The organism is Burkholderia sp. Bp9012 (assembly GCF_003853825.1).
In the GTDB taxonomy this organism is placed as follows: Bacteria; Pseudomonadota; Gammaproteobacteria; order Burkholderiales; family Burkholderiaceae; genus Burkholderia; species Burkholderia diffusa.
The window spans coordinates 67,862-87,275 of the sequence record NZ_QTQA01000014.1 but is presented as its reverse complement, the minus strand read 5'-3'; the positions used below and the strand labels follow the sequence as shown (position 1 = coordinate 87,275).

20 protein-coding genes and 1 pseudogene are annotated in these 19,414 nt (G+C 67.5%); 13 read left to right on the top strand and 8 right to left on the bottom strand.

All coding sequences use genetic code 11. The features are described from left to right. Window positions 1-2: 2 nt before the first annotated feature. The gene (gene bcsG, locus DIE11_RS20105) at window positions 3-1,556 is read left to right on the top strand and encodes a cellulose biosynthesis protein BcsG (protein WP_124626582.1); all 1,554 of its coding nucleotides are present in this window, start codon (window positions 3-5) and stop codon (window positions 1,554-1,556) included. Further along, window positions 1,538-1,732 (top strand): hypothetical protein, encoded by a 195-nt coding sequence (locus DIE11_RS20100; RefSeq protein ID WP_059691215.1) that lies wholly within the window; start codon window positions 1,538-1,540, stop codon window positions 1,730-1,732. The genes bcsG and DIE11_RS20100 overlap by 19 nt, the downstream gene beginning before the upstream one ends. A 60-nt stretch (window positions 1,733-1,792) precedes the next feature. Here DIE11_RS20100 and DIE11_RS20095 read toward each other — a convergent pair whose 3' ends face one another. Genes DIE11_RS20095 through DIE11_RS20080 form a run of 4 tightly spaced genes read right to left on the bottom strand, consistent with a single transcriptional unit; the run spans window position 1,793 to window position 4,998 of the window. Continuing rightward, window positions 1,793-2,677 carry a pirin family protein gene (locus DIE11_RS20095; protein ID WP_059606463.1) on the bottom strand — a complete coding sequence of 295 codons (885 nt, stop codon included), beginning with the start codon at window positions 2,675-2,677 and terminating at the stop codon, window positions 1,793-1,795. Window positions 2,678-2,701: 24 nt separating this feature from the next. Then, a complete protein-coding gene (locus DIE11_RS20090) occupies window positions 2,702-3,094 on the bottom strand; it encodes an OsmC family protein (RefSeq protein ID WP_124626580.1) in 393 nt (130 codons plus the stop codon). A 52-nt stretch (window positions 3,095-3,146) separates the two neighbouring features. Beyond that, a complete protein-coding gene (locus tag DIE11_RS20085) occupies window positions 3,147-4,727 on the bottom strand; it encodes a Na+/H+ antiporter (protein ID WP_124626578.1) in 1,581 nt (526 codons plus the stop codon). Between the two features lie 10 nt (window positions 4,728-4,737). Further along, window positions 4,738-4,998: a DUF1427 family protein gene (locus DIE11_RS20080; RefSeq protein ID WP_059508791.1), complete on the bottom strand. Its 261-nt coding sequence runs from the start codon at window positions 4,996-4,998 to the stop codon at window positions 4,738-4,740. Window positions 4,999-5,282: 284 nt separating this feature from the next. On the opposite strand from DIE11_RS20080, the gene DIE11_RS20075 reads away from it, so the two are divergent. Further along, on the top strand, window positions 5,283-5,969 hold the full coding sequence (locus DIE11_RS20075) for a hydrolase (RefSeq protein ID WP_059606600.1): 687 nt from the start codon (window positions 5,283-5,285) through the stop codon (window positions 5,967-5,969). Window positions 5,970-5,987: 18 nt separating this feature from the next. Here the strand turns inward: DIE11_RS20075 and DIE11_RS20070 are convergent, their stop codons facing one another. Further along, complete coding sequence (locus tag DIE11_RS20070) at window positions 5,988-6,911, bottom strand: LysR family transcriptional regulator (protein WP_124626576.1); 924 nt, start codon at window positions 6,909-6,911, stop codon at window positions 5,988-5,990. A 113-nt stretch (window positions 6,912-7,024) separates the two neighbouring features. Between DIE11_RS20070 and DIE11_RS20065 the strand changes: the two genes are divergently transcribed. From DIE11_RS20065 to DIE11_RS20045, 5 genes and pseudogenes are all read left to right on the top strand, one after another. Continuing rightward, window positions 7,025-7,192, top strand: a complete 168-nt coding sequence (locus tag DIE11_RS20065; protein ID WP_059467730.1) for a DUF1427 family protein — start codon at window positions 7,025-7,027, stop codon at window positions 7,190-7,192. A gap of 130 nt (window positions 7,193-7,322) precedes the next feature. Beyond that, a pseudogene (locus DIE11_RS36420) lies at window positions 7,323-7,481 on the top strand (DoxX family protein); the annotation flags it as partial. 53 nt (window positions 7,482-7,534) lie between these two features. After that, window positions 7,535-8,449 carry a glyoxalase gene (locus DIE11_RS20055; RefSeq protein ID WP_124626573.1) on the top strand — a complete coding sequence of 305 codons (915 nt, stop codon included), beginning with the start codon at window positions 7,535-7,537 and terminating at the stop codon, window positions 8,447-8,449. Then, window positions 8,446-9,144 (top strand): YoaK family protein, encoded by a 699-nt coding sequence (locus tag DIE11_RS20050; RefSeq protein ID WP_124626571.1) that lies wholly within the window; start codon window positions 8,446-8,448, stop codon window positions 9,142-9,144. The genes DIE11_RS20055 and DIE11_RS20050 overlap by 4 nt, the downstream gene beginning before the upstream one ends. Next, window positions 9,141-10,643, top strand: a complete 1,503-nt coding sequence (locus tag DIE11_RS20045; protein ID WP_124626569.1) for an alginate export family protein — start codon at window positions 9,141-9,143, stop codon at window positions 10,641-10,643. Before DIE11_RS20050 ends, DIE11_RS20045 begins: the two co-directional genes overlap by 4 nt. 105 nt (window positions 10,644-10,748) lie before the next feature. Here DIE11_RS20045 and DIE11_RS20040 read toward each other — a convergent pair whose 3' ends face one another. Further along, window positions 10,749-12,335: an acid phosphatase gene (locus DIE11_RS20040; protein WP_124626567.1), complete on the bottom strand. Its 1,587-nt coding sequence runs from the start codon at window positions 12,333-12,335 to the stop codon at window positions 10,749-10,751. Between the two features lie 223 nt (window positions 12,336-12,558). Here DIE11_RS20040 and DIE11_RS20035 point away from each other — a divergent pair, with 223 nt between their 5' ends. The 3 genes from DIE11_RS20035 to DIE11_RS20025 all read left to right on the top strand — a co-directional run bounded on the left by DIE11_RS20035 (window position 12,559) and on the right by DIE11_RS20025 (window position 14,889). After that, window positions 12,559-13,908 carry a cytochrome-c peroxidase gene (locus DIE11_RS20035; RefSeq protein ID WP_124626565.1) on the top strand — a complete coding sequence of 450 codons (1,350 nt, stop codon included), beginning with the start codon at window positions 12,559-12,561 and terminating at the stop codon, window positions 13,906-13,908. A gap of 112 nt (window positions 13,909-14,020) precedes the next feature. Continuing rightward, complete coding sequence (locus tag DIE11_RS20030) at window positions 14,021-14,407, top strand: hypothetical protein (RefSeq protein WP_059606483.1); 387 nt, start codon at window positions 14,021-14,023, stop codon at window positions 14,405-14,407. Window positions 14,408-14,418: 11 nt separating this feature from the next. Further along, on the top strand, window positions 14,419-14,889 hold the full coding sequence (locus DIE11_RS20025; RefSeq protein WP_124626563.1) for an NUDIX hydrolase: 471 nt from the start codon (window positions 14,419-14,421) through the stop codon (window positions 14,887-14,889). A gap of 119 nt (window positions 14,890-15,008) precedes the next feature. Here the strand turns inward: DIE11_RS20025 and DIE11_RS20020 are convergent, their stop codons facing one another. Next, window positions 15,009-16,718, bottom strand: coding sequence for a glutamine--tRNA ligase/YqeY domain fusion protein (locus DIE11_RS20020; RefSeq protein ID WP_059606487.1), 1,710 nt, complete (start codon window positions 16,716-16,718; stop codon window positions 15,009-15,011). Window positions 16,719-16,971: 253 nt separating this feature from the next. On the opposite strand from DIE11_RS20020, the gene DIE11_RS20015 reads away from it, so the two are divergent. Continuing rightward, window positions 16,972-17,181, top strand: a complete 210-nt coding sequence (locus DIE11_RS20015; RefSeq protein ID WP_124626561.1) for an ornithine acetyltransferase — start codon at window positions 16,972-16,974, stop codon at window positions 17,179-17,181. Between the two features lie 172 nt (window positions 17,182-17,353). Beyond that, window positions 17,354-17,902, top strand: coding sequence for an alpha/beta hydrolase (locus tag DIE11_RS20010; RefSeq protein WP_124626559.1), 549 nt, complete (start codon window positions 17,354-17,356; stop codon window positions 17,900-17,902). Window positions 17,903-18,008: 106 nt separating this feature from the next. On the opposite strand, the gene DIE11_RS20005 is transcribed toward DIE11_RS20010, so the two are convergent. Then, entirely contained in the window at window positions 18,009-19,229 is a 1,221-nt protein-coding gene (locus DIE11_RS20005) for a CaiB/BaiF CoA-transferase family protein (protein WP_124626557.1), read from the bottom strand. Between the last annotated feature and the right edge of the window lie 185 nt (window positions 19,230-19,414).

Genomic DNA, 19,414 nt, shown 5'->3' with positions numbered 1-19,414 from the left:
AGATGACGTTCTGGAATCTGTATTTCATCCTGAAGTTCGCGCTGTTCGCGACCGGCCACTTGCAGCCGCTGTGGCTCGCGAACCTCGCGTTCGCGCTGGTGCTCGCGGCGAGCGCGCCGATCCGGCGGCGCGCGTGGCGCATCGTGCGACAGCTCGTCGCGATCGCGATCGCGGTGCCGCTTCTCGCGCGCGAAATGCATGCGCCGCCGCTCGCACGCCTCGCCGAAGCCGCGCGCGAGGTCGCCACGTTCCGCCTCGACTACTGGATGGAGCTGCTGCCGCGCCTGTTGCCGCCGGTGCTGGTGCTGACGGTCGCGGGCGTGCTGATCGTCTATTTCGTCGTCAACCGCTGGGTGCGTGTCGCGACCTTCGTGCTGGCCGCGCTGATCGTGATGCCGCTGTGGCAGGCCGGCAACGGGCTGATGGCGCGCGTCGTCGCGCCGCTTCCGCAGCAGGCCGATGCGACGGGCGCGCGCGCCGGCCAGCCCGAGGATCACAACGCGGCGCTCGCGACGTTCCGCGCGCAGGAATCTCAGCGCCAGGTCGCGTTCGGTCATCTCGGCAACGACTCGGCCGCGCAGTTCGACGTGATCGTGCTGCATGTCTGCTCGCTGTCGTGGGACGACCTCGACGCCGCGAAGGTGCGCAACCACCCGATGCTGAGTCACTTCGACTACCTGTTCAACAACTTCAGCACGGCCGCGAGCTACAGCGGGCCGGCCGCGATCCGCGTGCTGCGCGCAAGCTGCGGGCAGGAAGCGCATGCGGACCTCTACAAGGCCGCCCCCCAGCAGTGCTATCTGTTCTCGCAGCTCGCGTCCGCCGGCTACACGGTGCAGTCGCTGCTGAACCACGACGGCCACTTCGACAACTTCCTGCAGGTCATTCACGACAATATCGGCGTGCCCGACGCGCCGATGATCTCGAACGCCGCCGCCCCGGTCGCGATGCATGCGTTCGACGGTTCGCCGATCAAGGACGATTACGGCACGCTCGCGAACTGGTATGCGCAGCGCGCGTCGGTGCCGGGCCCGGTCGCGCTGTACTACAACACGATCAGCCTGCACGACGGCAACCGCGTGGCGGGTAGCGCGCTGACCAGCATCGATTCGTATCCGCAGCGCGCGACCAAGCTGATGAACGACTTCGACCGGCTCGCCGACCTGATCGCGCAATCGGGCCGGCGCGCGGTGATCGTGTTCGTGCCCGAGCACGGTGCCGCGCTGCGCGGCGACAAGAACCAGGTCGCGGGCCTGCGCGAGATTCCGACGCCGCGCATCGTTCACGGGCCGGTCGGCGTGCGGCTCGTCGGTTTCGCGGGCAATCACGGCACGACGACCGTGATCGACCAGCCGACGAGCTTTCTCGCGCTCGCGCAGCTGCTGTCGAACCTCGTGTCGAACAGCCCGTTCAAGCCGGGCGCGACGCTCGCGCAATATGCTGCCGACCTGCCGCGCACGCGGATGGTCGGCGAGAACGAAGGCACGGTGACGATACAGACGAGCGCCGGCTACGCAGTCAAGACCCCGGATGGCGTATGGATCGACGAACAGTAAACATCGGCGAAGGCGACGACGATCGCCTGTCGCAACCGAACGACGTGCTCGGCCTCGCGCGGCACTTGCCCGCGCTGGACCCGGCACGCTACGTCGACGAGCAGGCGCGGCGCGCGTTCGTCGAATCGCTCGACCGCTGGCCGGTGCTGGCGAAGCTGATGGGATTGAAGCGGTAAACGCGACGCGGCCGGCGTGAAAGCCGGCCGCGTCGCATCGATGAGCCGACTGCTGCCGGCCTACTGCGCGCGGCGCGCCGGCTGGCGCGTCCACTCGTTTTCCTCACCGGGCACCTTGCCGAAGGTCTGCTCGGCCCACGCGTTGCGGGCCGCCTCGATTTTCGCGCGCTCGCTCGACACGAAATTCCATTCGATGAACCGCTCGCCCGGCAGGTGCGCACCGCCGAGCAGCATGACGCGCGCGCCGTTCCCGCTGGCGAGCGCGACGTTCGCGCCGGGTTCGAGCACGGCCATCGTCGCGGCTGCGAGCGGCGTGCCGTCGATCGTGAGGTCGCCGTCGACGAGATACACGCCGCGCTCGTCGTGTTCCGCATCGAGCGCGAGTTGCCCGCCCGCGGCGAATTCCGCATACGCATACAGCGTCGGCGAGAACACGGCGACGGGCGACGTGAGCCCGAATGCAGTGCCCGCGATCACGCGCACGCTCGCGCCGTCGCGCGTGAACGATGGCAGCGTGTCGGCCGCGTGATGCACGAACGCGGGCGCCGTGTCCTCGTGCTCGACCGGCAGCGCGACCCAGGTCTGGATCCCGTGCACGGGCTGTTCATGCGGGCGGTCCTCGTCGGGCGAGCGCTCCGAGTGGACGATGCCGCGCCCGGCCGTCATCCAGTTCACGTCGCCGGGCACGATCTTTTGCCGGAAGCCGAGGCTGTCGTGATGCATCAGCGTGCCGTCGAACAGGTAGGTGACGGTCGCGAGGCCGATGTGCGGATGCGGCAACACGTCGATCCCGCTGCCGGCCGGCAGCACGGCCGGCCCCATTTCGTCGAAGAAGATGAACGGACCGACGAGGCGCGCGGCGCGCGCGGGCAGCACGCGCCGCACGACGAGGTTGCCGATGTCGCTCTCGCGCGGCGTGAGCAGGGTCTTGATCGATGCGGACATGGTGGGTCTCCCGGTTTCGGTGAGTCAGGCGATGGCCGTATCGATCGTGATCGGGTGCGTGAGGATCTTGTGCACCGGGCACGCGTTCGCGATCTGCAGCAGGCGCTCGCGCTGCTCGTCGGTCAGGTCGCCGTCGAGCGTGATGCGGCGCATGATCGTGCTGCCCGCGCTGCCCGCTTCGTGGGCGAGCTTCACGTGGACTTCGGCGAGCGGCCAGCCCTTGCGTTGCGCGTACATCTTCAGGGTGATCGCGGTGCAGGCGCCGAGGCTCGACAGCAGCAGCGCGACGGGTGTCGGTGCGGTGTCGCCGCCGCCGAGCGACACGGGTTCGTCGGCGCGCCACTGATGCACGCCGTCGGTGAAATGGACCAGGTAATCGACGGAGCCGATGCTCGCTTCGACGGACAGTTCGCTCATTGCAATTCCATGTGGGGAAAGGGGAGACGGGCCGGCCAGGCATGGCCGGGCGTCACGGTTCGAGCAGGCGCTGCAGTCGCAGTTCCTCGAAATCCAGCTCGGATTCTATGCGGTGCAGCACCGCGTCGTCGACCCGGCCGTCGCGATGCAGGTCGAGCAGCGCGTCGCGCGACACGCCGACCAGCTCGAGCTCGACGCGCAGCATCCGCGCGCGTACGTCCGCCGGTTGCGCGCCGTCGCGGTGCGCGTGCTCGTTGAACGCGACGCGGCTGCGGTATTCGGTCAGCAGCCGGTCGAGCGATGCACGTTCGAGGTCCGGGCCGCGCTGTTCGCGAGCATCGAGTTCGGCGAGCGCCGCCCCGAACGTATACGCGCGCGCCGCATGCTCGGACATCGTGTGCCGCGCGGCCGGGCGCAGCTTCAGCACGCGGATCAGCGGCGCGAGCGTGCCGCCTTGCACCACCAGCGTCGCGATGATCAGCAGGAACGTGCTGAACAGGATCAGGTCGCGCCCGGGGAAGTCGTTCGGCAGCGCGATCGCGGCCGCGAGGCTCACGACCCCGCGCATGCCGGACCAGCCGAGCACGACGGCTTCGCGCCACGACCACGGCGCGTGGCCCGCGCGCGGCGTGCGCAGGCGGCCCGGCAGCCACATCGCGACGAACACCCACACGACGCGCGCGGCGATCGCGGCGGCCGTCGCCGGCAGCGCGACGCGCAGGCCGGCCATCAGCACCGCGCCTTCGTGGTTCACGCGCGCGAGGATCGCGTGCAGCGCGAGGCCGATCAGGATGAACACGAGCGCGTCGAGCACGAAGACGATCGCTTCCCAGGTCGCCTTCGCCTTGATCCGCATGTCGGCGTCGAACACGCGATGCTGGCGCACGCCGAGCACGAGGCCGCAGGTCACGACCGACAGCACCCCCGAGCCATGTACGGCTTCCGCGATCCCGTAGCTGCCCCACGCTATCGCGAACGTCACGACGATGCCGAGCATCGGCTCGCGCAGGCGCTGCAACACCCAGCACATCGCATGACCGCATGCGAGACCGACCGCGATGCCGATCAGCGTGAGCGAGAAGAACAGGCCGGTGGCGCTCGCGGTCGTGATGGTGACGGCGAGCGCGGCGGACACGGCCATCTGATACAGCAGCAGGCCCGACGCATCGTTGACGAGGCTTTCGCCTTCGAGCACCGCGACGAGCCGGGCGGGCAGCGGATGGCGCTGCAGGATCGCCTTCGCGGCGACGGCATCGGGCGGCGACACGATCGCGCCGAGCGTGAAACACGCGGCCCACGGCAGCGCCGGATTGACCGCATGCACGGCGAGCGCGACCGCAACCGTCGTGAACGCTACCGCACCGAGCGCGAGCGACGCGATCGATCCGAGCTCGTGCCGGAATTCCTTCCATGCCGTATAGAAGCCGCTCGACATCAGCAGCGGCGGCAACACGGCCGCAAGCAGCAGCGCCGGGTCCATGTCGGGCACGCGCTTGCCGGCGACGGCCACCACGCAGCCGCCGAGCAGCAGCACGACGGCCGGTGGAATCGAGATCCGCTCCGCGAGCCACGTGAGCGCGCCCGCGCCGCAGATCAACAGCAGCAGGTAATGAAACAGTTCGACGTTGGTCATGAGCCTTGCATCACGACGGTTTGCGGTCGTTCGCGGCGCCGCCCGGCAGCGCGCCGAACATGTGCTGGCTGCATTGCGCATCGCGCCACGCGGTATTCAGCCGGTAGCCGGACAGCATCCGGCGCGCGAGCGGCAGGATCTGTTCGCCGGCCAGCATGCCGAGCAGGCCGAGGAGCGCGATGATCGGCGGCGCCGGCGAATTCACGCCGAGCGCGCCGTAGATGACGCCGGCGAGGATGCCTGCGAACAGCGACAGAAAATACGGTTTCATGATGAAAATCGCTCGTGATAGGCTGATCGGGGGGCGAAGGGCGCGCCTTCAACGTGCTGGAAGCGTATCGGGTTTACGTGTGGAACAAAAGGGCGGATAGCCCTTGAAGAGCCCCTTCTTTCGGAATTCGATCGATTCCATTTCTTGGATGTTCGAGCCGCGGCTTTTCCGATTAAATGCCTGCAACCGGAAGACGCAGATCCGGGGTAACGCACAGCCGGCTCCTCTCGGTTTCCGATCGAGGCAAGCCTTCCACGATTCCTGTTCAAAGGATGATTCGCGCCATGCGCAACCCGAAGCTTGAAGTCCTCACCCCCCAGAACAGCCAGTTGATCTTCATCGACCAGCAGCCGCAGATGGCATTCGGCGTGCAGTCGATCGATCGTCAGACGTTGAAGAACAACGTCGTCGGGCTCGCCAAGGCCGCGAAGGCATTCAACATCCCGACCACGATCACGACCGTCGAAAGCGACAGCTTCTCGGGTTACACCTATCCCGAACTGCTCGACGTGTTCCCGAACCAGAAGACGCTCGAACGCACGTCGATGAACTCGTGGGACGACCAGAAGGTCCGCGATGCGCTGGCCGCGAATGGTCGCAAGAAGGTGGTCGTCTCGGGGCTGTGGACGGAAGTCTGCAATACGACGTTCGCGCTCTGCGCGATGCTCGAAGGTGACTACGAGATCTACATGGTGGCCGATGCATCGGGCGGCACGTCGAAGGACGCGCACGACTTCGCGATGCAGCGGATGATCCAGGCCGGCGTCGTGCCCGTCACCTGGCAGCAGGTCGCGCTCGAGTGGCAGCGCGACTGGGCACGCCGCGAGACGTATGACGCCGTGATGGCGATCGCGAAGGAACATTCGGGTGCATACGGCATGGGCGTCGACTACGCGTACACGATGGTCCACAAGGCCGCGCAACGCACCGCGACGCCGCACGAGTCGATCCCGGCCGTGCCGGCGAAGTAACGGGCGCGGGCCGCCCGTTCAGACGGGCGGCAGTGCCCACGGCGCGTGCGACAGATGTTCGACGAGGAAGTCGAGCAGTGCCGTTACGCGCGCGGCACGCAGCATGCCGGGTGGCGTGACGAGATTGACGTTGATGTCGGCGATTTTCCAGTCGTGCATGACTTCCTCGAGCTCGCCGCTTTGCAGCGCATCCCACACCAGGAATGTCGGCTGCAGCGCGAGACCGTGGCCTGCAAGCAGCGCGGGGACTATGACGTCGGCGTTGTTGGTGCGGATGCGGCCGCGCACGGGTATGCCGATTTCGTCGTTCGACGCGGCGTGGCGAAAGCGCCAGTAGTCGGGCGTCGGGATGTTCGTGTAGGTCAGGCACACGTGCTGGTCGAGTTCGCTCGGATGGGTCGGCCGGCCATGCCGGTCGAGATACGCAGGCGATGCGACGAGCGGCCGGCGCACCGCGCAGAGACGACGCGCCCGCAGCGAGGAATCGTTCAGCTCAGCGATCCGGATCGCGACGTCGAAACCGCCCGACACGATGTCGACGAAGTGGTCGGTCAGCACGAGGTCGATGTCGACGCGCGGGTAGCGTTCGAGAAACGCGGGCAGTACCGGCGCCAGGTGGCGCAGCCCGAACGACATCGGCGCGTTCACGCGCACGAGGCCGTGCGGTTCGAGCGCGTGCGCGGATGCCTCGCCCTCGATCAGCTCGGCGTCGGCGAGCAGCCGGATCGCGCGATCGCGCAGCAGTTCGCCGGTCGGTGTGAGCGACAGCTTGCGCGACGTGCGGTACAGCAGCATCGCGCCGAGGCGCTTTTCGAGGCGTGCGATCGCTTTCGACACGGTCGGTTGCGAGATGCCGAGCAGGTCGGCGGCCTTGGCGAACGAACCGGTCTCGGCGACGCGCGCGAAGATGGCCCAGGCTTCGAGATCGGGAAGATGTTGCATGGCTGGAGAGCGTGGCGGCGAAGTGAAGCGGACGGGGCGGCAACGGTTCGGGCCGCCGTCGCACGGCGTCCGGGCGGCAATGCGGCACATTCTAGTTCAGTCGGGAAGGGCGTATGGAATCGTATCTGGCTTCATTGGGCGCGGGCGTGCTGGTCGGCGTCGTGTACAGCGTGATCAAGGTGCGCTCGCCCGCACCGCCGTTGATCGCGCTGGTCGGGCTGGCCGGCATGCTGATCGGCGTGGCGGCCGTCGCACCGGTCCGTCACTGGCTCGGTTTCTGATTGCATCGAGGACATATTGATGAGCGCAATCGAGTCCCAACCGGACCTGATCCTTCACGACGGAAGGTTCACGACGCTCGACCGCGCAAACCCGTCTGCGACCGCAGTGGCGATCACCGCGGGCCGCTTCGTCGCGATGTTCGTGGCGAACGATTTCTGGAACCGCTCGGGCGCCGAACATTTCATGGCGCTCAACAGCTTTTTCGAGCATCTTGGGCTGATCGCGGCACTCGTGCTCGAGACCGTGCTCGCCGATGCTCGGCAACCGGCCGGCGACGGCCTCGGGTGACCGGGATCGCCCGAGCCGCTGCACCATTTGATGAAACAACAAGGACATCCGTCATGAAAATCCTTCGTTCCGCGTTGCTGGCGCTTGCGGTTGCCAGCGGCCTCGTCGCCGCGCCTGCCGCGTTCGCGAAACCGCCCGTGCCGCCCGCCGTCGCGCCCACGGTTGCCGTCGGTCCGCAGTACGATACGACGCACGTGTGCGTGGCACCGGAAGATTTCGACCGCTTCACCGACAGCTTGGTCGCGACGTTCGGCGGCAAGAAGTCGAAGCAGGGCGTGTTCCAGGTCACGCCGACACCGAGCCAGACGATGTCGCAGCTCGTGTTGACGCCCGTCGGCACGATCTCGGTGTTCGGCTTCAAGACGCCGATCCCGTATCCGTTCTGCGCGGAGCGCACCGGCTATCTCGTCACGGACATGGATGTCGCCGTGAAGTCGGCGCGCGAGCATGGCGCCGACGTGATCGTCGACACGTTCCCGGATCCCATCGGCCGCGATGCGGTCATTGCGTGGGCGGGCGGCGTGAAGATGCAGCTCTACTGGCATACGCAGGCGCCGAACTACGACGCGTTGCAGACGATCCCCGAGAACCGCGTCTACGTGTCGCCGCAAAGCGTACGCAAGTTCGTGCACGACTTCGTCAAGTTCTCGAAGGGCAAGGTGGTGTCGGACAACCTGAGGGCGCCGGGCATCGAGATCGGCCGGCCGAACGACACGTACCGCCGCATCCGCATCGAGTCGGGCTTCGGCAAGATGACCGTGCTCGTGACCGACGGCCATCTGCCTTACCCGTTCGGGCGCGAGATGACCGGCTACGACGTACCCGATCTCGCCGCGACGCTGAAGAAGGCCGAAGCCGCGGGCGCGACCGTGCTCGTGCCGCCGTTCACGGCGGATGGGCGCGACGCTGCACTCGTGCAGTTCCCGGGCGGCTATGTCGCCGAGATCCACGCGAGCGCCGCGCGATGAAGCACGAAGACACGCTCCTTGCCGCGGTGGCCGGCTTCGTCGACACGCTGAGCTTCGTCGCGCTATTCGGGCTGTTCACCGCACACGTGACCGGCAACTTCGTGCTGATCGGCGCGGGCATCGCGGGCTTCGGCCAGGGCGTCGTGCTGAAGCTCAGCGTGTTTCCCGCGTTCGTGTGCGGCGTGATCGCGAGCAGCCTGATCGCGCGGTCGATGTCCGGGCGGCCCGCCTGGCAGGGTGCGCGCGCGCTGCACGCGGTGCAGGCCGTGCTGCTGCTCGGCTTCTGCGCGGCCGGCGTGTGGGCGACGCCCGTCACGCAGCCCGACGCGTTGCCGGCACTCGTGGCCGGCATTGTCGGTACGTTCGCGATGGGGGTGCAGAACGCGCATCCGCGCGTGATTCCGCGTGCGGGCGGCGTGCCGAATACGGTGATGACGGGCAACGTGACGCAGGCGATCCTCGACGTCGTCGACCTGCTGTCGGCCGGCACCGCAGACACCGCGCGCGCGGCGGCGCGGGCGCGCTTCGGCAAGATGCTGCCGGCGATCGTTGCGTTCGCGCTCGGCGCGGCGGGCGGTGCGCTCGGGTTCCGCCATGTCGGATTCCTGGCGCTGCTCGTACCCGTCGGCGTGCTTGCGATGCTCGCACTGTGTGCGGCGCAAGCGGCCGGACCGGCCACGCAGGAGCGCGCATGATCGCGCGGGAGCGGGGGAGTCAAGGGAGGCGCCACGGCCGCCGCTTCGAGCAGGCCGCGCGCTTGTCCATCGTCGCGGGCCTGCTGTTCGCGGGCGCCGACGCGGCGTTCGCGGAAACGGCGGCGACATCCACGTCGACTTCCACGTCGACATCGACACCCGGTGACGCAACCGCTTCGACATGCACGGCGAAGCGGCCGACGGTGCTGTTCAACCGCTGGCAGGAAGACTGGTCGGTGCTGGCGAATCCGTGCGTGCCGCGCGCGCCGCTCGACGGGCTCAAATACATTCCGCTCGGCAATGATCCGGCCTCCTATCTGTCGCTCGGCGTGAACCTGCGCGAGCGGCTGGAGACCAACGACGCGCCGCTGTTCGGGATCGGCTCCGCGCAATCGGATACGTACCTGATCCAGCGCGTCGAAGTGCATGCCGATGCGCATCTGGGCCAGCACTGGCAGTTCTTCGTGCAGTTGCAGGACGACCGCGCATTCGGCAAGAACACGATCTCGCCGGTCGACAGGAACCCGCTCGATCTCGAACAGGCATTCGCGACCTACACGGGCGCGCTCGGCGGTGGCACGTTCAAGTTCCGCGTCGGCCGGCAGGAAATGGCGTTCGACCTGCAGCGCTTCATTGCCACGCGCGACGGTCCGAACGTGAGGCAGGCGTTCGATGCAGTGTGGGCCGACTACGAATATCAGAAGTGGCGCTTCATCGGCTATGCGACGCAGCCCGTGCAGAACCGCACGATGTCCGCGTTCGATGACGTGTCGAACCGCGACCTCACGTTCAGTGGCGTGCGCTTCGAGCGGCAGTCGGTCGGGCCGGGGGATCTGTCCGGCTACTGGTCGCGCTACAACCGCAGCAACGCGCGTTTCCTCGATGCGAGCGGCCCCGAGCATCGCGACGTATGGGACTTGCGCTACACCGGCACGCAGGGCCGCTTCGACTGGGATCTCGAGACGATGCTGCAGACGGGGACGGTCGGTAACAACACGATCGGTGCGTGGGCCGTCGGCTCGATCGCCGGCTACAAGCTCGATGCGCCGTGGTCGCCGCGCATCGCGCTGCAAGTCGATGCGGCATCGGGCGACCGGCATCCGCACGATGGCCGCGTCGGCACCTTCAACCCGCTCTTTCCGAACGGTTATTACTTCACGCTGGCCGGCTACACGGGCTACTCGAACCTGATCCACGTGAAGCCGTCGGTGACGCTGAAGCCGTCGCCGAACCTGTCGCTGCTCGGTGCGCTCGGCTTCCAGTGGCGCGAGACGACCGGCGACGCCGTCTATCAGCAGCCGAACGTCGCGGTGCCCGGCACGGCAGGCAAGGGCGGCCTGTGGACGGGGATGTACGTGCAGCTGCGTGCGGACTGGACGATCGCCGCGAACCTGATCGGCGCGGTCGAGGCCGTGCACTTCCAGGTCGGCGACGCGATCCGGCAGGCGGGCGGGCACAACGCGGACTACGCCGGGATCGAGCTGAAGTACGGCTGGTGACGCGGCCGCGCGGCACCGCGCGCGCATGAAAAAAGGGCGGCCCCGCGGGGCCGCCCTTCGTTCGTCCGGGCCGGCACCGCGGCCGGCCCGTTCGCCGCGATGGCGTTACAGGTTCGGCGACAGCGCGAGCGCGTTCGTCAGGTCGCCCATCGGCTGCGCGCCGTTCGCCTTCAGCGCGTCGTCGCGCTGCTGCAGGCCCGCGAGGCGCGGCAGCGAGAAGCGACGCGTGATGAAGCGCAGGATCGAACCCGTGTCGTACTGCGTATGGTCCACGAAACCCTTCTTCGCGAACGGCGACACGATCAGCGCCGGAATGCGGGTGCCGGGGCCCCAGCGATCGCCGCTCGGCGGCGCTGCGTGATCCCAGAAGCCGCCGTTTTCGTCGTACGTGACGACCACGACCATGTTCTTCCACTGCGGGCTGGCCTGCAGGTGCGCGATCACGTCCGCGATGTGCTGATCGCCGGAGGTGACGTCCGTGTACCCCGGGTGCTCGTTCAGGTTGCCCTGCGGCTTGTAGAACGTAACTTGCGGCAGCGTGCCCGTGTCGATCGCCTTGATGAAGTCCGCGCCGTTCGCGCCGCCGTCGAGCAGGTGCTGCGCGCGGCTCGCGGTGCCCGGTGCCTGGTTCGCGTAGTAGTTGAACGGCTGATGGTGCGGCTGGAAGTTCGGCGTCGAGAGGTCGGCGCCGTAGATCACGTTCGACGTGCCGTTCTGGCTCGCCTGCAGCGCCTGGCCCCAAGCGCCGCTATACCATGCCCACGACACGTTTGCGTTGGTCATCAGGTCGCCGATGTTGGTCGCCGTCTGCGGCGGCATCGTCGAAGGATTGGCCGGGTCGGCGAGCAGCGGGTCGCCGCCCGTGGCGGCCTTGTTACCGCTCGGCTGGTACGCCGGCTGCATCGTGTTGACACCGTAGAAGTCCGGCGTCAGTGCGCCGTCGTTGACGAACTTCGGCGGGCCGCTCAGCGCCGAGGCCGGCGAGTTCGCGGCGACTGCCAGCGACTTGCCGTCGGCGTTCAGGACTGCGATCTTGCCGGCCGCCGGACTCTTGTCGGCGTTCGCATAGAACGGCGCGCATGCGCAGATCAGGTACTGGTGGTTCAGGAACGAGCCGCCGAACGCGCCCATGAAGAAGTTGTCGGCCAGCACGTATTGCTGCGCGATCTTCCACAGCGGCAGCTTCGACGGATCCGGCGTGTAGTGGCCCATCGTCAGGCCGCCCGCATCGGTCCATGCGGCATACATGTCGTTCTTGCCGCCGTCGATCTGCATCTGGTCCTGGTAGAAGCGGTGCACGATGTCGCGCGTCGCGATGCTCATCGACTGGTTGAAGCCGTTGGGATCGTCGATCGCGAACGGCGCGTTCGGCAGGTTCGCCGTCATCGCTTCGGTGACCGCGGGCGTGATGCCGGTTGCGGTCAGGCCACCCCAGACCTTCGGCAGCGTCGCCATCGTCGAGCCGTCGCGATCTTTCTGCACCGAGTTCGCAGTCGTTGCGTTCTGCAGACCGTTCGCGCCCGGGAAGTTGCCGTAGAGGTTGTCGAAGCTGCGGTTTTCCGCGTAGATCACGACGACGTTCTTGACGGCCGACAGGCCTTGCTGCGTGACATCGTCGCCGCCGCAGGCGGTCAGGCTGAGCGCGGCCGCGAGGGCGATCGGCGTGTAGCGAATCCAGGCGTGCTTCTTCATGCGATGTTCTCTCTCTTTCGTCGTTTGTCGCGTGTGGGAACCGGGTTGGCGTCGGGCCGGCGCAGGAACCAGGGGGCACCAACCGGCTGCGCGCATTATCTGGAACCCGTTTGACAGCCGGGTGTAGGGGCGCTTTCAATTGACTGTCGGTCGAACGTCATGCACCGGTCACGGAACTGACATAAGCTCCGGCCGATTGCCCACCGCTACAAGAAGAACGACGATGCACAGCCTTCTGAAATCCTTCGCGTTCGCGCGATCGTTGATCCCCGCCGCGGCGACGCTCGCGCTGATGGGCGGGCTCGCGCCGCTCGCCGGCTGCGATGCGCGGCCCGGTGCGAACGCGCAGGCGGTCTCCGTCGTGTCGGCGGCACAAGCCGCCCCGGCCGCCCCGGCGGTCGCGCCGGCCAGCCAGCCGCAGACACGCGCGCAGGTATTCGAGGGCGTGAAGCAGATGACGGCGCTCGGCAAGCAGTTGTTCTTCGATCCGTCGCTGTCCGGCTCCGGCAAGCTCGCATGCGCGTCGTGTCATAGCGCCGAGCATGCGTTCGGCCCGCCGAACGCGCTGTCGGTGCAGCTCGGCGGCGACGACATGCATCGCATGGGCTTTCGCGCGGTGCCGTCGCTGAAGTACGTGCGCGGCATTCCGCCATTCACCGAGCACTTCCACGATTCGCCCGACGAAGGCGACGAAAGCATCGATGCAGGCCCGACCGGTGGATTGACCTGGGACGGTCGCGTCGACACGCGCGATGCGCAGGCGCGTATTCCCCTCACGTCGCCATTCGAGATGAGCAGCTCGCCGGCGCGGGTCGCGAAGGCGGTGCGTGCCGCGCCCTATGCCGACGCGTTCCGCAAGGCATTCGGCGATCGGGTCCTCGGCGACGACCAGGCGACGTTCGGAGCGGTGCTGCGTGCGCTCGACGCATTCCAGCAGCAGCCGGCATTGTTCGATCCGTACACGAGCAAGTACGACGCGTATCTGGCCGGCCACGCGCAACTCACGCCCGCCGAGTTGCACGGGCTGCAGCTGTTCAACGACGAGAAGAAGGGCAACTGCGCGAGCTGTCACGTGAGCCAGCGCACGCTCGAAGGGGGGCCGCCGCAGTTCAGCGATTTCGGCCTGATCGCGATCGCGGTGCCGCGCAACCGCGCGCTGCCGGTCAATCGCGATCCGCGCTTCCACGATCTCGGCGCGTGCGGCCCCGAGCGCACCGACCTGAAGGGCCGCGACGAATTCTGCGGGCTGTTCCGCACACCGTCGCTGCGCAACGTCGCGTTGCGCAAGACGTTCTTCCACAACGGCGTGTACCACTCGCTCGAGGACGTGATGCGCTTCTACGTCGAGCGCGACATCCATCCCGAGAAGTTCTATCCGGTCGTGCACGGCAAGGTGCAGGTGTATGACGACCTGCCGAAGCGCTACTGGCCGAACATCAACCGCGAGCCGCCGTTCGACCGCAAGCGCGGCGACGCACCCGCGCTGAACACGGCCGAGATCAAGGACGTGATCGCGTTCCTGAACACGCTGACCGACGGATATCAACCGGCGGCCACGTCGGCCGCGCGCTAGAACACGGACCTTGCGGCACGCATGCTATGCTCGCTGGCTGACGGGCGTGGCGCGTGCCGGGTCGCCGGCCGTGCGCCATGCCGTTCGATCGAACATCCAAGGAGAACAACACATGTCGATGCGTGCATCCCTTTCCGTCGTCACGCGCGTGCTGGCCGGCGCCGCGTGCGCAGCCGCGATGCTGCCCGCCCACGCGCAAAGCAACCTGGGCTTCCTGAACGACACGCCGCTGACCTATTTCAGCAAGACCGATCGCGCGTCGCTGGCCAAGGCCGTCGTGCAGGTGCGCGACGAAGGCAAGGACGGCGAGACCACGACGTGGCAGAGCAGCGGCCGCGGCACGCAGATCGACGCGAAGCTCACGCCGTCGACGTCCGAGAACGACGGCAAGACCTGCCGCGAAATCGCCACCGACATTACCGCGAAGGGCCAGACGATGACGCTCAAGCCCGTCTACTGCAAGACCGCCGCGGGCAAGTGGCAGCTGCAGAAGCGCTGAGCGCGCGAGCAATGAAGCGCAGCGGTGCGCGGCGCACGGTATCGTGCGGCGTCGTGATTCTCGACGGGGCCGGCCGCGTGTTCCTCGCGCACGCGACGGATACCACGCACTGGGACATCCCGAAGGGGCAGGGCGAGCCCGGCGAGTCACCGGCCGACGCGGCGCTGCGGGAGCTGCGCGAGGAAACCGGCATCGAACTCGCGGCGGCGCGGCTGCTCGATCTCGGCCGCTTCGCATATCGTCACGACAAGGACCTGCACCTGTTCGCGGTGCAGGTCGCGGACGACGAGATCGATCTCGCGCACTGCACGTGCACGTCGATGTTCCCGAGCCGTCGCGACGGCTCGCCGATTCCCGAGATGGACGCGTATCGCTGGACCGCGCCCGGCGACGTCGACGCATATGCGAGCCGCAGCCTCGCGCGGTTGTTTCGCACGACGCTGTCGCTCGCGGATCTGCACCGGCGACTGGCGGGCGCGTGAGCGCTGCCGCGTCGATTCCGACGATCCCGCGCGCGCAATAAAAAACCGGCCCGAAGGCCGGTTTTTTTATCGTCGCGCGACGCCGGCCCGGAGCCGCGCGCCGTGCATGGAGCAGGCCGTCAGGCCGGCTTGCCCCAGCTGTCGCGCAGCCCGACGATCCGGTTGAACACGGGCTTGCCCGGTTTCGAATCGACGCGGTCGGCGACGAAATAGCCGTGACGCTCGAACTGGAGGCGCGTTTCCGGCGCAACGTCGCCGGCGCCCGGTTCGACGTAGGCCTGCGTGACCTTCTTCGAATCCGGATTCAGCGCCTCGAGGAAGTTCGCGCCGCCCGCGTCCGGATGCGGCTCCTTGAACAGCCGGTCGTAGATCCGGACTTCGGCCGCCTGCGCATGCTTCACGCTGACCCAGTGGATGTTGCCCTTGACCTTGTACGTGTTCGCGCCTTCGGTGCCCGACTTGCTGTCCGGGAAATAGTTGCAGTGCACGGCCGTCACGTTGCCGTCGGCGTCCTTGTCGAAGCCCGTGCACTCGATCACGTAGCCGTAGCGCAGGCGCACCTTGTTGCCCGGGAACAGGCGGAAATAACCCTTCGGCGGGTTCTCGACGAAGTCCTCGCGTTCGATCCACAGCTCGCGCGAGATCGGGAACGTGCGCACGCCGCGCTCCGGGTGATGCGGATGCACGGGCGCCGTGCACGCTTCTTCCTGGCCTTCCGGATAGTTGTCGATCACGAGCTTCAGCGGATCGAGCACCGCGACCGTACGCGCTGCCTTGTCGTCGAGGTCGTCGCGCAGCGCGCCTTCGAAGATGCTCATGTCGATCCACGAATCGATCTTCGTTACGCCGATCCGCTCGCAGAACAAGTGGATGCTCTCCGGCGTGAAGCCGCGGCGTCGCACGCCGACGATCGTCGGCATCCGCGGGTCGTCCCAGCCGTCGACGTGGCCTTCGGTGACGAGCTGCAGCAGCTTGCGCTTGCTCGTGATCGCGTACGTGAGGTTCAGCCGCGAGAATTCGATTTGCTGCGGCAGCGGGCGCGTGAACACGCCGGCTTCCGCGAGTTCGTTCAGCACCCAGTCGTACAGCGGGCGGTGATCCTCGAACTCGAGCGTGCACAGCGAATGCGTGATGCCTTCGAGCGCATCCGAGATGCAGTGCGTGTAGTCGTACATCGGATACACGCACCACGCGTCGCCGGTGCGGTAGTGGTGCGCGTAGCGGATCCGGTAGATCACCGGATCGCGCATGTTCATGTTCGGCGAAGCCATGTCGATCTTCGCGCGCAGCACGTGCTCGCCTTCCTTGAACTCGCCGGCCTTCATGCGGCGGAACAGGTCGAGGTTTTCCTCGGGCGAACGGTCGCGGAACGGCGACGGCTTGCCGCCTTCGGTCAGCGAGCCGCGGTTCGCGCGCATTTCCTCGGCGCTCTGGCTGTCGACGTATGCCTTGCCGCGCTGGATCAGCAACTCGGCGAATTCGTACAGCTTGTCGTAGTAGTCGCTCGCGAAATACTGGTGATCGACCGCATCCTTGCGCCAGTCGAAGCCGAGCCAGCGGACCGCGTCGACGATCGAGTCGACGTACTCGACGCTTTCCTTTTCGGGGTTCGTGTCGTCGAAGCGCAGGTGGCACACGCCGCCGTAGTCGCGCGCGACGCTGAAGTTCAGGCAGATGCTCTTGGCATGGCCGATGTGCAGATAGCCGTTCGGCTCGGGCGGAAAGCGCGTCTCGACGCGGCCGCCCCATTTGCCGGTGCGGTTGTCGTCGTCGATGATGTTGCGGATGAAATTGGAAGCCGCGGGGGCGTCGTTGCGTTCGGTGCTCATGCGGTTGGCGTCAGGTTGTGTCGGCGCGTCGCGCCGGGGTAATCCCGCAATTCTACCTGACCGGGGTCCGTCCCGCGCGGGTTGCGCCACTGGCCGGGCGGTTCGCGGCGCGGAACCGCAATATCTCGATTGTGTGTCGGCTGTAACACGACGTAAATCGGATTGCCCGGCGCATTCGGCTTTTCCTATGATGGCTTTTACCGATTCAATGCCGCCATTCGTATTTTTTGCTGGCGGGAGGACACCAACAATCATGATGAAGAAGACCACTTTTCTCGTTCGTACCGCGGTAATCGTCGCGGCCCTGTCGCAGCTCGGCGCATGCGCGATGACGACGACGCAGCGTAATGCCGGTATCGGCGCGGCCGCGGGCGGCGCGCTGGGCTACCTGATCACGGGCGGCCCGGTCGGCACGGTTGCCGGCGCCGCGGCGGGTGGCCTGGTCGGCGCCGGCGTGCGCTGATCGAAGCCGGCGCGCATGAGCGCCGGCTGGTCGTGACGGTGTTGCCGCAGCGTCACGGCCCGTTTCTGCTTCGCACATCCATTCCGCGATTCGACAGGCAGTATCAGGGAGGACCGGGTGTGCGACACTTCGTCGACGTTACATAACGACTTCATTCGTCGACGAACCATCCATGAGCGATTCTCTCGTTTTCGTGCTGCCGGGCTACGGCAACTCCGGTCCGCTCCACTGGCAAAGCCGTTGGGAGCGCGCTGACGCGCGTTTCGTGCGCGTCGCGATGCCCGACTGGAACAGTGCGTTCCGCAACGGCTGGTGTCTCGCGCTCGACCGCGCGGTCGAGACCGCACCGGGCCCCGTGACGATCGTTGCGCACAGCCTCGGCACGTTGACCACCGCGTGGTGGGCGACGCGCTACGCGCGGCCGGCCGCGCTCGCGAAGGTGCGCGGCGCGTTGCTCGTCGCGTTGCCCGATCCTGCCGGGCCGGCGTTTCCGGCCGACGCGCACGGCTTCGGGCCGGTGCCGCATGAGCGGCTGTTGTTTCCGACCTGCGTGGTTGCAAGCAGCGACGATCCGTACGGCTCGATCGCGTTCGCGCGCGGCTGCGCGGATGCGTGGGGCAGCGCCTTCCATGACCTCGGCCCGCGCGGCCACATCAACGCGGACAGCGGACTCGGCGACTGGCCCGACGCGCGAGGCTGGCTCGATGCGCTCGCGCGCTAGTGGCTAGCTGCTAAGCGCCGATCCATCGAGCCGTCAGCGTCCGCCGGCGCTCGGGCACGCCGCCGCGTGTCTCCGGAGGCGCCGCGGCGCACTCGTCCGGGTCGGTTCAGATCGCCTGCTTCGCCTTCAGCGCCGCAATGCGCGCCGCGTCGTAGCCGAGCATGTCGCGCAGTACGTCTTCCGTTTGCGCGCCGAGCAGCGGCGGGGCGGTGCGCGCATCGGGCGGCGTCGCGCTCATCCGGATCGGATTGCGCACGAGCTTCACGTCCGCGCCGCACGGGTGCGGCAGCGATACCTGCATCCCGCGCGCGACCACCTGCTCGTTGTCGAACACCTCGTCGAGCTCGTTGATCGGCCCGCACGGCACGCCGGCCGCTTCGAGCGCGCCGATCCAGTCGGCCTTGCCGCGCGTCTTCACCATCTCGGCGAGGATCGGCACCAGCGTATCGCGATGGCGCACGCGCGACGGGTTGGTCGCGAACCGTTCGTCGTCGGCCAGCTCGGGCCGGCCGCCGGCCTCGACGAACTTGCGGAACTGCCCGTCGTTGCCGACCGCGACGATGATCCAGCCGTCGCTCGTCTGGAACGTCTGGTACGGCACGATGTTCGGGTGCGCGTTGCCCCAGCGCACCGGCGGCTTACCGCTCGCAAGGAAGTTGGTGTTCATGTTCGCGAGCAGCGCGACCTGCACGTCGAGCAGCGCCATGTCGATGTACTGGCCTTCGCCCGTCCGGTCGCGGTGCGCAAGCGCGGCGAGTACCGCGATCGTCGAGTAGAGGCCCGTCGCGAGATCGGCGATCGCGACGCCGGCCTTCTGCGGGCCGCCGCCCGGCTCGCTGTCGCGCTCGCCGGTGATGCTCATGAATCCGCCGATTCCCTGGACGATGAAGTCGTAGCCCGCGCGGTGCGCGTACGGGCCCGTCTGGCCAAAGCCCGTGACCGAGCAGTAGACGAGATCGGGTTTCACCGCGCGCAGCGATTCGTAATCGAGCCCGTACTTCTTCAACTGCCCGACCTTGTAGTTCTCGAGCACGACGTCGCTCTGCGCGGCGAGCTCGCGCACGATCTGCTGGCCTTCCGGCGTCGCGATGTCGATCGTCACCGAGCGCTTGTTGCGGTTCGCCGCGAGATAGTACGCGGCCTCCGCCGTATCGTCGCCGTTCGCGTCCTTCAGGTACGGCGGCCCCCAGTGGCGCGTGTCGTCGCCGGCGCCGGGGCGCTCGACCTTGATTACGTCCGCGCCGAAGTCGGCGAGCGTCTGCGCGCACCACGGGCCCGCGAGCACGCGGGTCAGGTCAAGCACGCGGATATGGCTCAAGGCACCCATCGTCGAATCGTCTCCTTTCATGGCTCGCCTGGCCGGGGCAAGGCGGATTGGCATGCCGAGCATCTTAAGGCGAATCGGCCGCAAGGGTGGCCCAGGCCGGTCGTCCGCCGCGCCGGGCCGCTGCCGTCTGGGGCGCCGGTCTGTATCGTATAATCGATCGTTTACGATATTTGCCCGCCGTGCGT

Coding starts and splice junctions, on each gene's coding strand:
- bcsG (WP_124626582.1), top strand. CDS start 3: ATGACGTTCTGGAATCTGTATTTCATCCTGAAGTTCGCGCTGTTCGCG.
- DIE11_RS20100 (WP_059691215.1), top strand. CDS start 1,538: ATGGATCGACGAACAGTAAACATCGGCGAAGGCGACGACGATCGCCTG.
- DIE11_RS20095 (WP_059606463.1), bottom strand. CDS start 2,677: ATGTCCGCATCGATCAAGACCCTGCTCACGCCGCGCGAGAGCGACATC.
- DIE11_RS20090 (WP_124626580.1), bottom strand. CDS start 3,094: ATGAGCGAACTGTCCGTCGAAGCGAGCATCGGCTCCGTCGATTACCTG.
- DIE11_RS20085 (WP_124626578.1), bottom strand. CDS start 4,727: ATGACCAACGTCGAACTGTTTCATTACCTGCTGCTGTTGATCTGCGGC.
- DIE11_RS20080 (WP_059508791.1), bottom strand. CDS start 4,998: ATGAAACCGTATTTTCTGTCGCTGTTCGCAGGCATCCTCGCCGGCGTC.
- DIE11_RS20075 (WP_059606600.1), top strand. CDS start 5,283: ATGCGCAACCCGAAGCTTGAAGTCCTCACCCCCCAGAACAGCCAGTTG.
- DIE11_RS20070 (WP_124626576.1), bottom strand. CDS start 6,911: ATGCAACATCTTCCCGATCTCGAAGCCTGGGCCATCTTCGCGCGCGTC.
- DIE11_RS20065 (WP_059467730.1), top strand. CDS start 7,025: ATGGAATCGTATCTGGCTTCATTGGGCGCGGGCGTGCTGGTCGGCGTC.
- DIE11_RS20055 (WP_124626573.1), top strand. CDS start 7,535: ATGAAAATCCTTCGTTCCGCGTTGCTGGCGCTTGCGGTTGCCAGCGGC.
- DIE11_RS20050 (WP_124626571.1), top strand. CDS start 8,446: ATGAAGCACGAAGACACGCTCCTTGCCGCGGTGGCCGGCTTCGTCGAC.
- DIE11_RS20045 (WP_124626569.1), top strand. CDS start 9,141: ATGATCGCGCGGGAGCGGGGGAGTCAAGGGAGGCGCCACGGCCGCCGC.
- DIE11_RS20040 (WP_124626567.1), bottom strand. CDS start 12,335: ATGAAGAAGCACGCCTGGATTCGCTACACGCCGATCGCCCTCGCGGCC.
- DIE11_RS20035 (WP_124626565.1), top strand. CDS start 12,559: ATGCACAGCCTTCTGAAATCCTTCGCGTTCGCGCGATCGTTGATCCCC.
- DIE11_RS20030 (WP_059606483.1), top strand. CDS start 14,021: ATGTCGATGCGTGCATCCCTTTCCGTCGTCACGCGCGTGCTGGCCGGC.
- DIE11_RS20025 (WP_124626563.1), top strand. CDS start 14,419: ATGAAGCGCAGCGGTGCGCGGCGCACGGTATCGTGCGGCGTCGTGATT.
- DIE11_RS20020 (WP_059606487.1), bottom strand. CDS start 16,718: ATGAGCACCGAACGCAACGACGCCCCCGCGGCTTCCAATTTCATCCGC.
- DIE11_RS20015 (WP_124626561.1), top strand. CDS start 16,972: ATGATGAAGAAGACCACTTTTCTCGTTCGTACCGCGGTAATCGTCGCG.
- DIE11_RS20010 (WP_124626559.1), top strand. CDS start 17,354: ATGAGCGATTCTCTCGTTTTCGTGCTGCCGGGCTACGGCAACTCCGGT.
- DIE11_RS20005 (WP_124626557.1), bottom strand. CDS start 19,229: ATGGGTGCCTTGAGCCATATCCGCGTGCTTGACCTGACCCGCGTGCTC.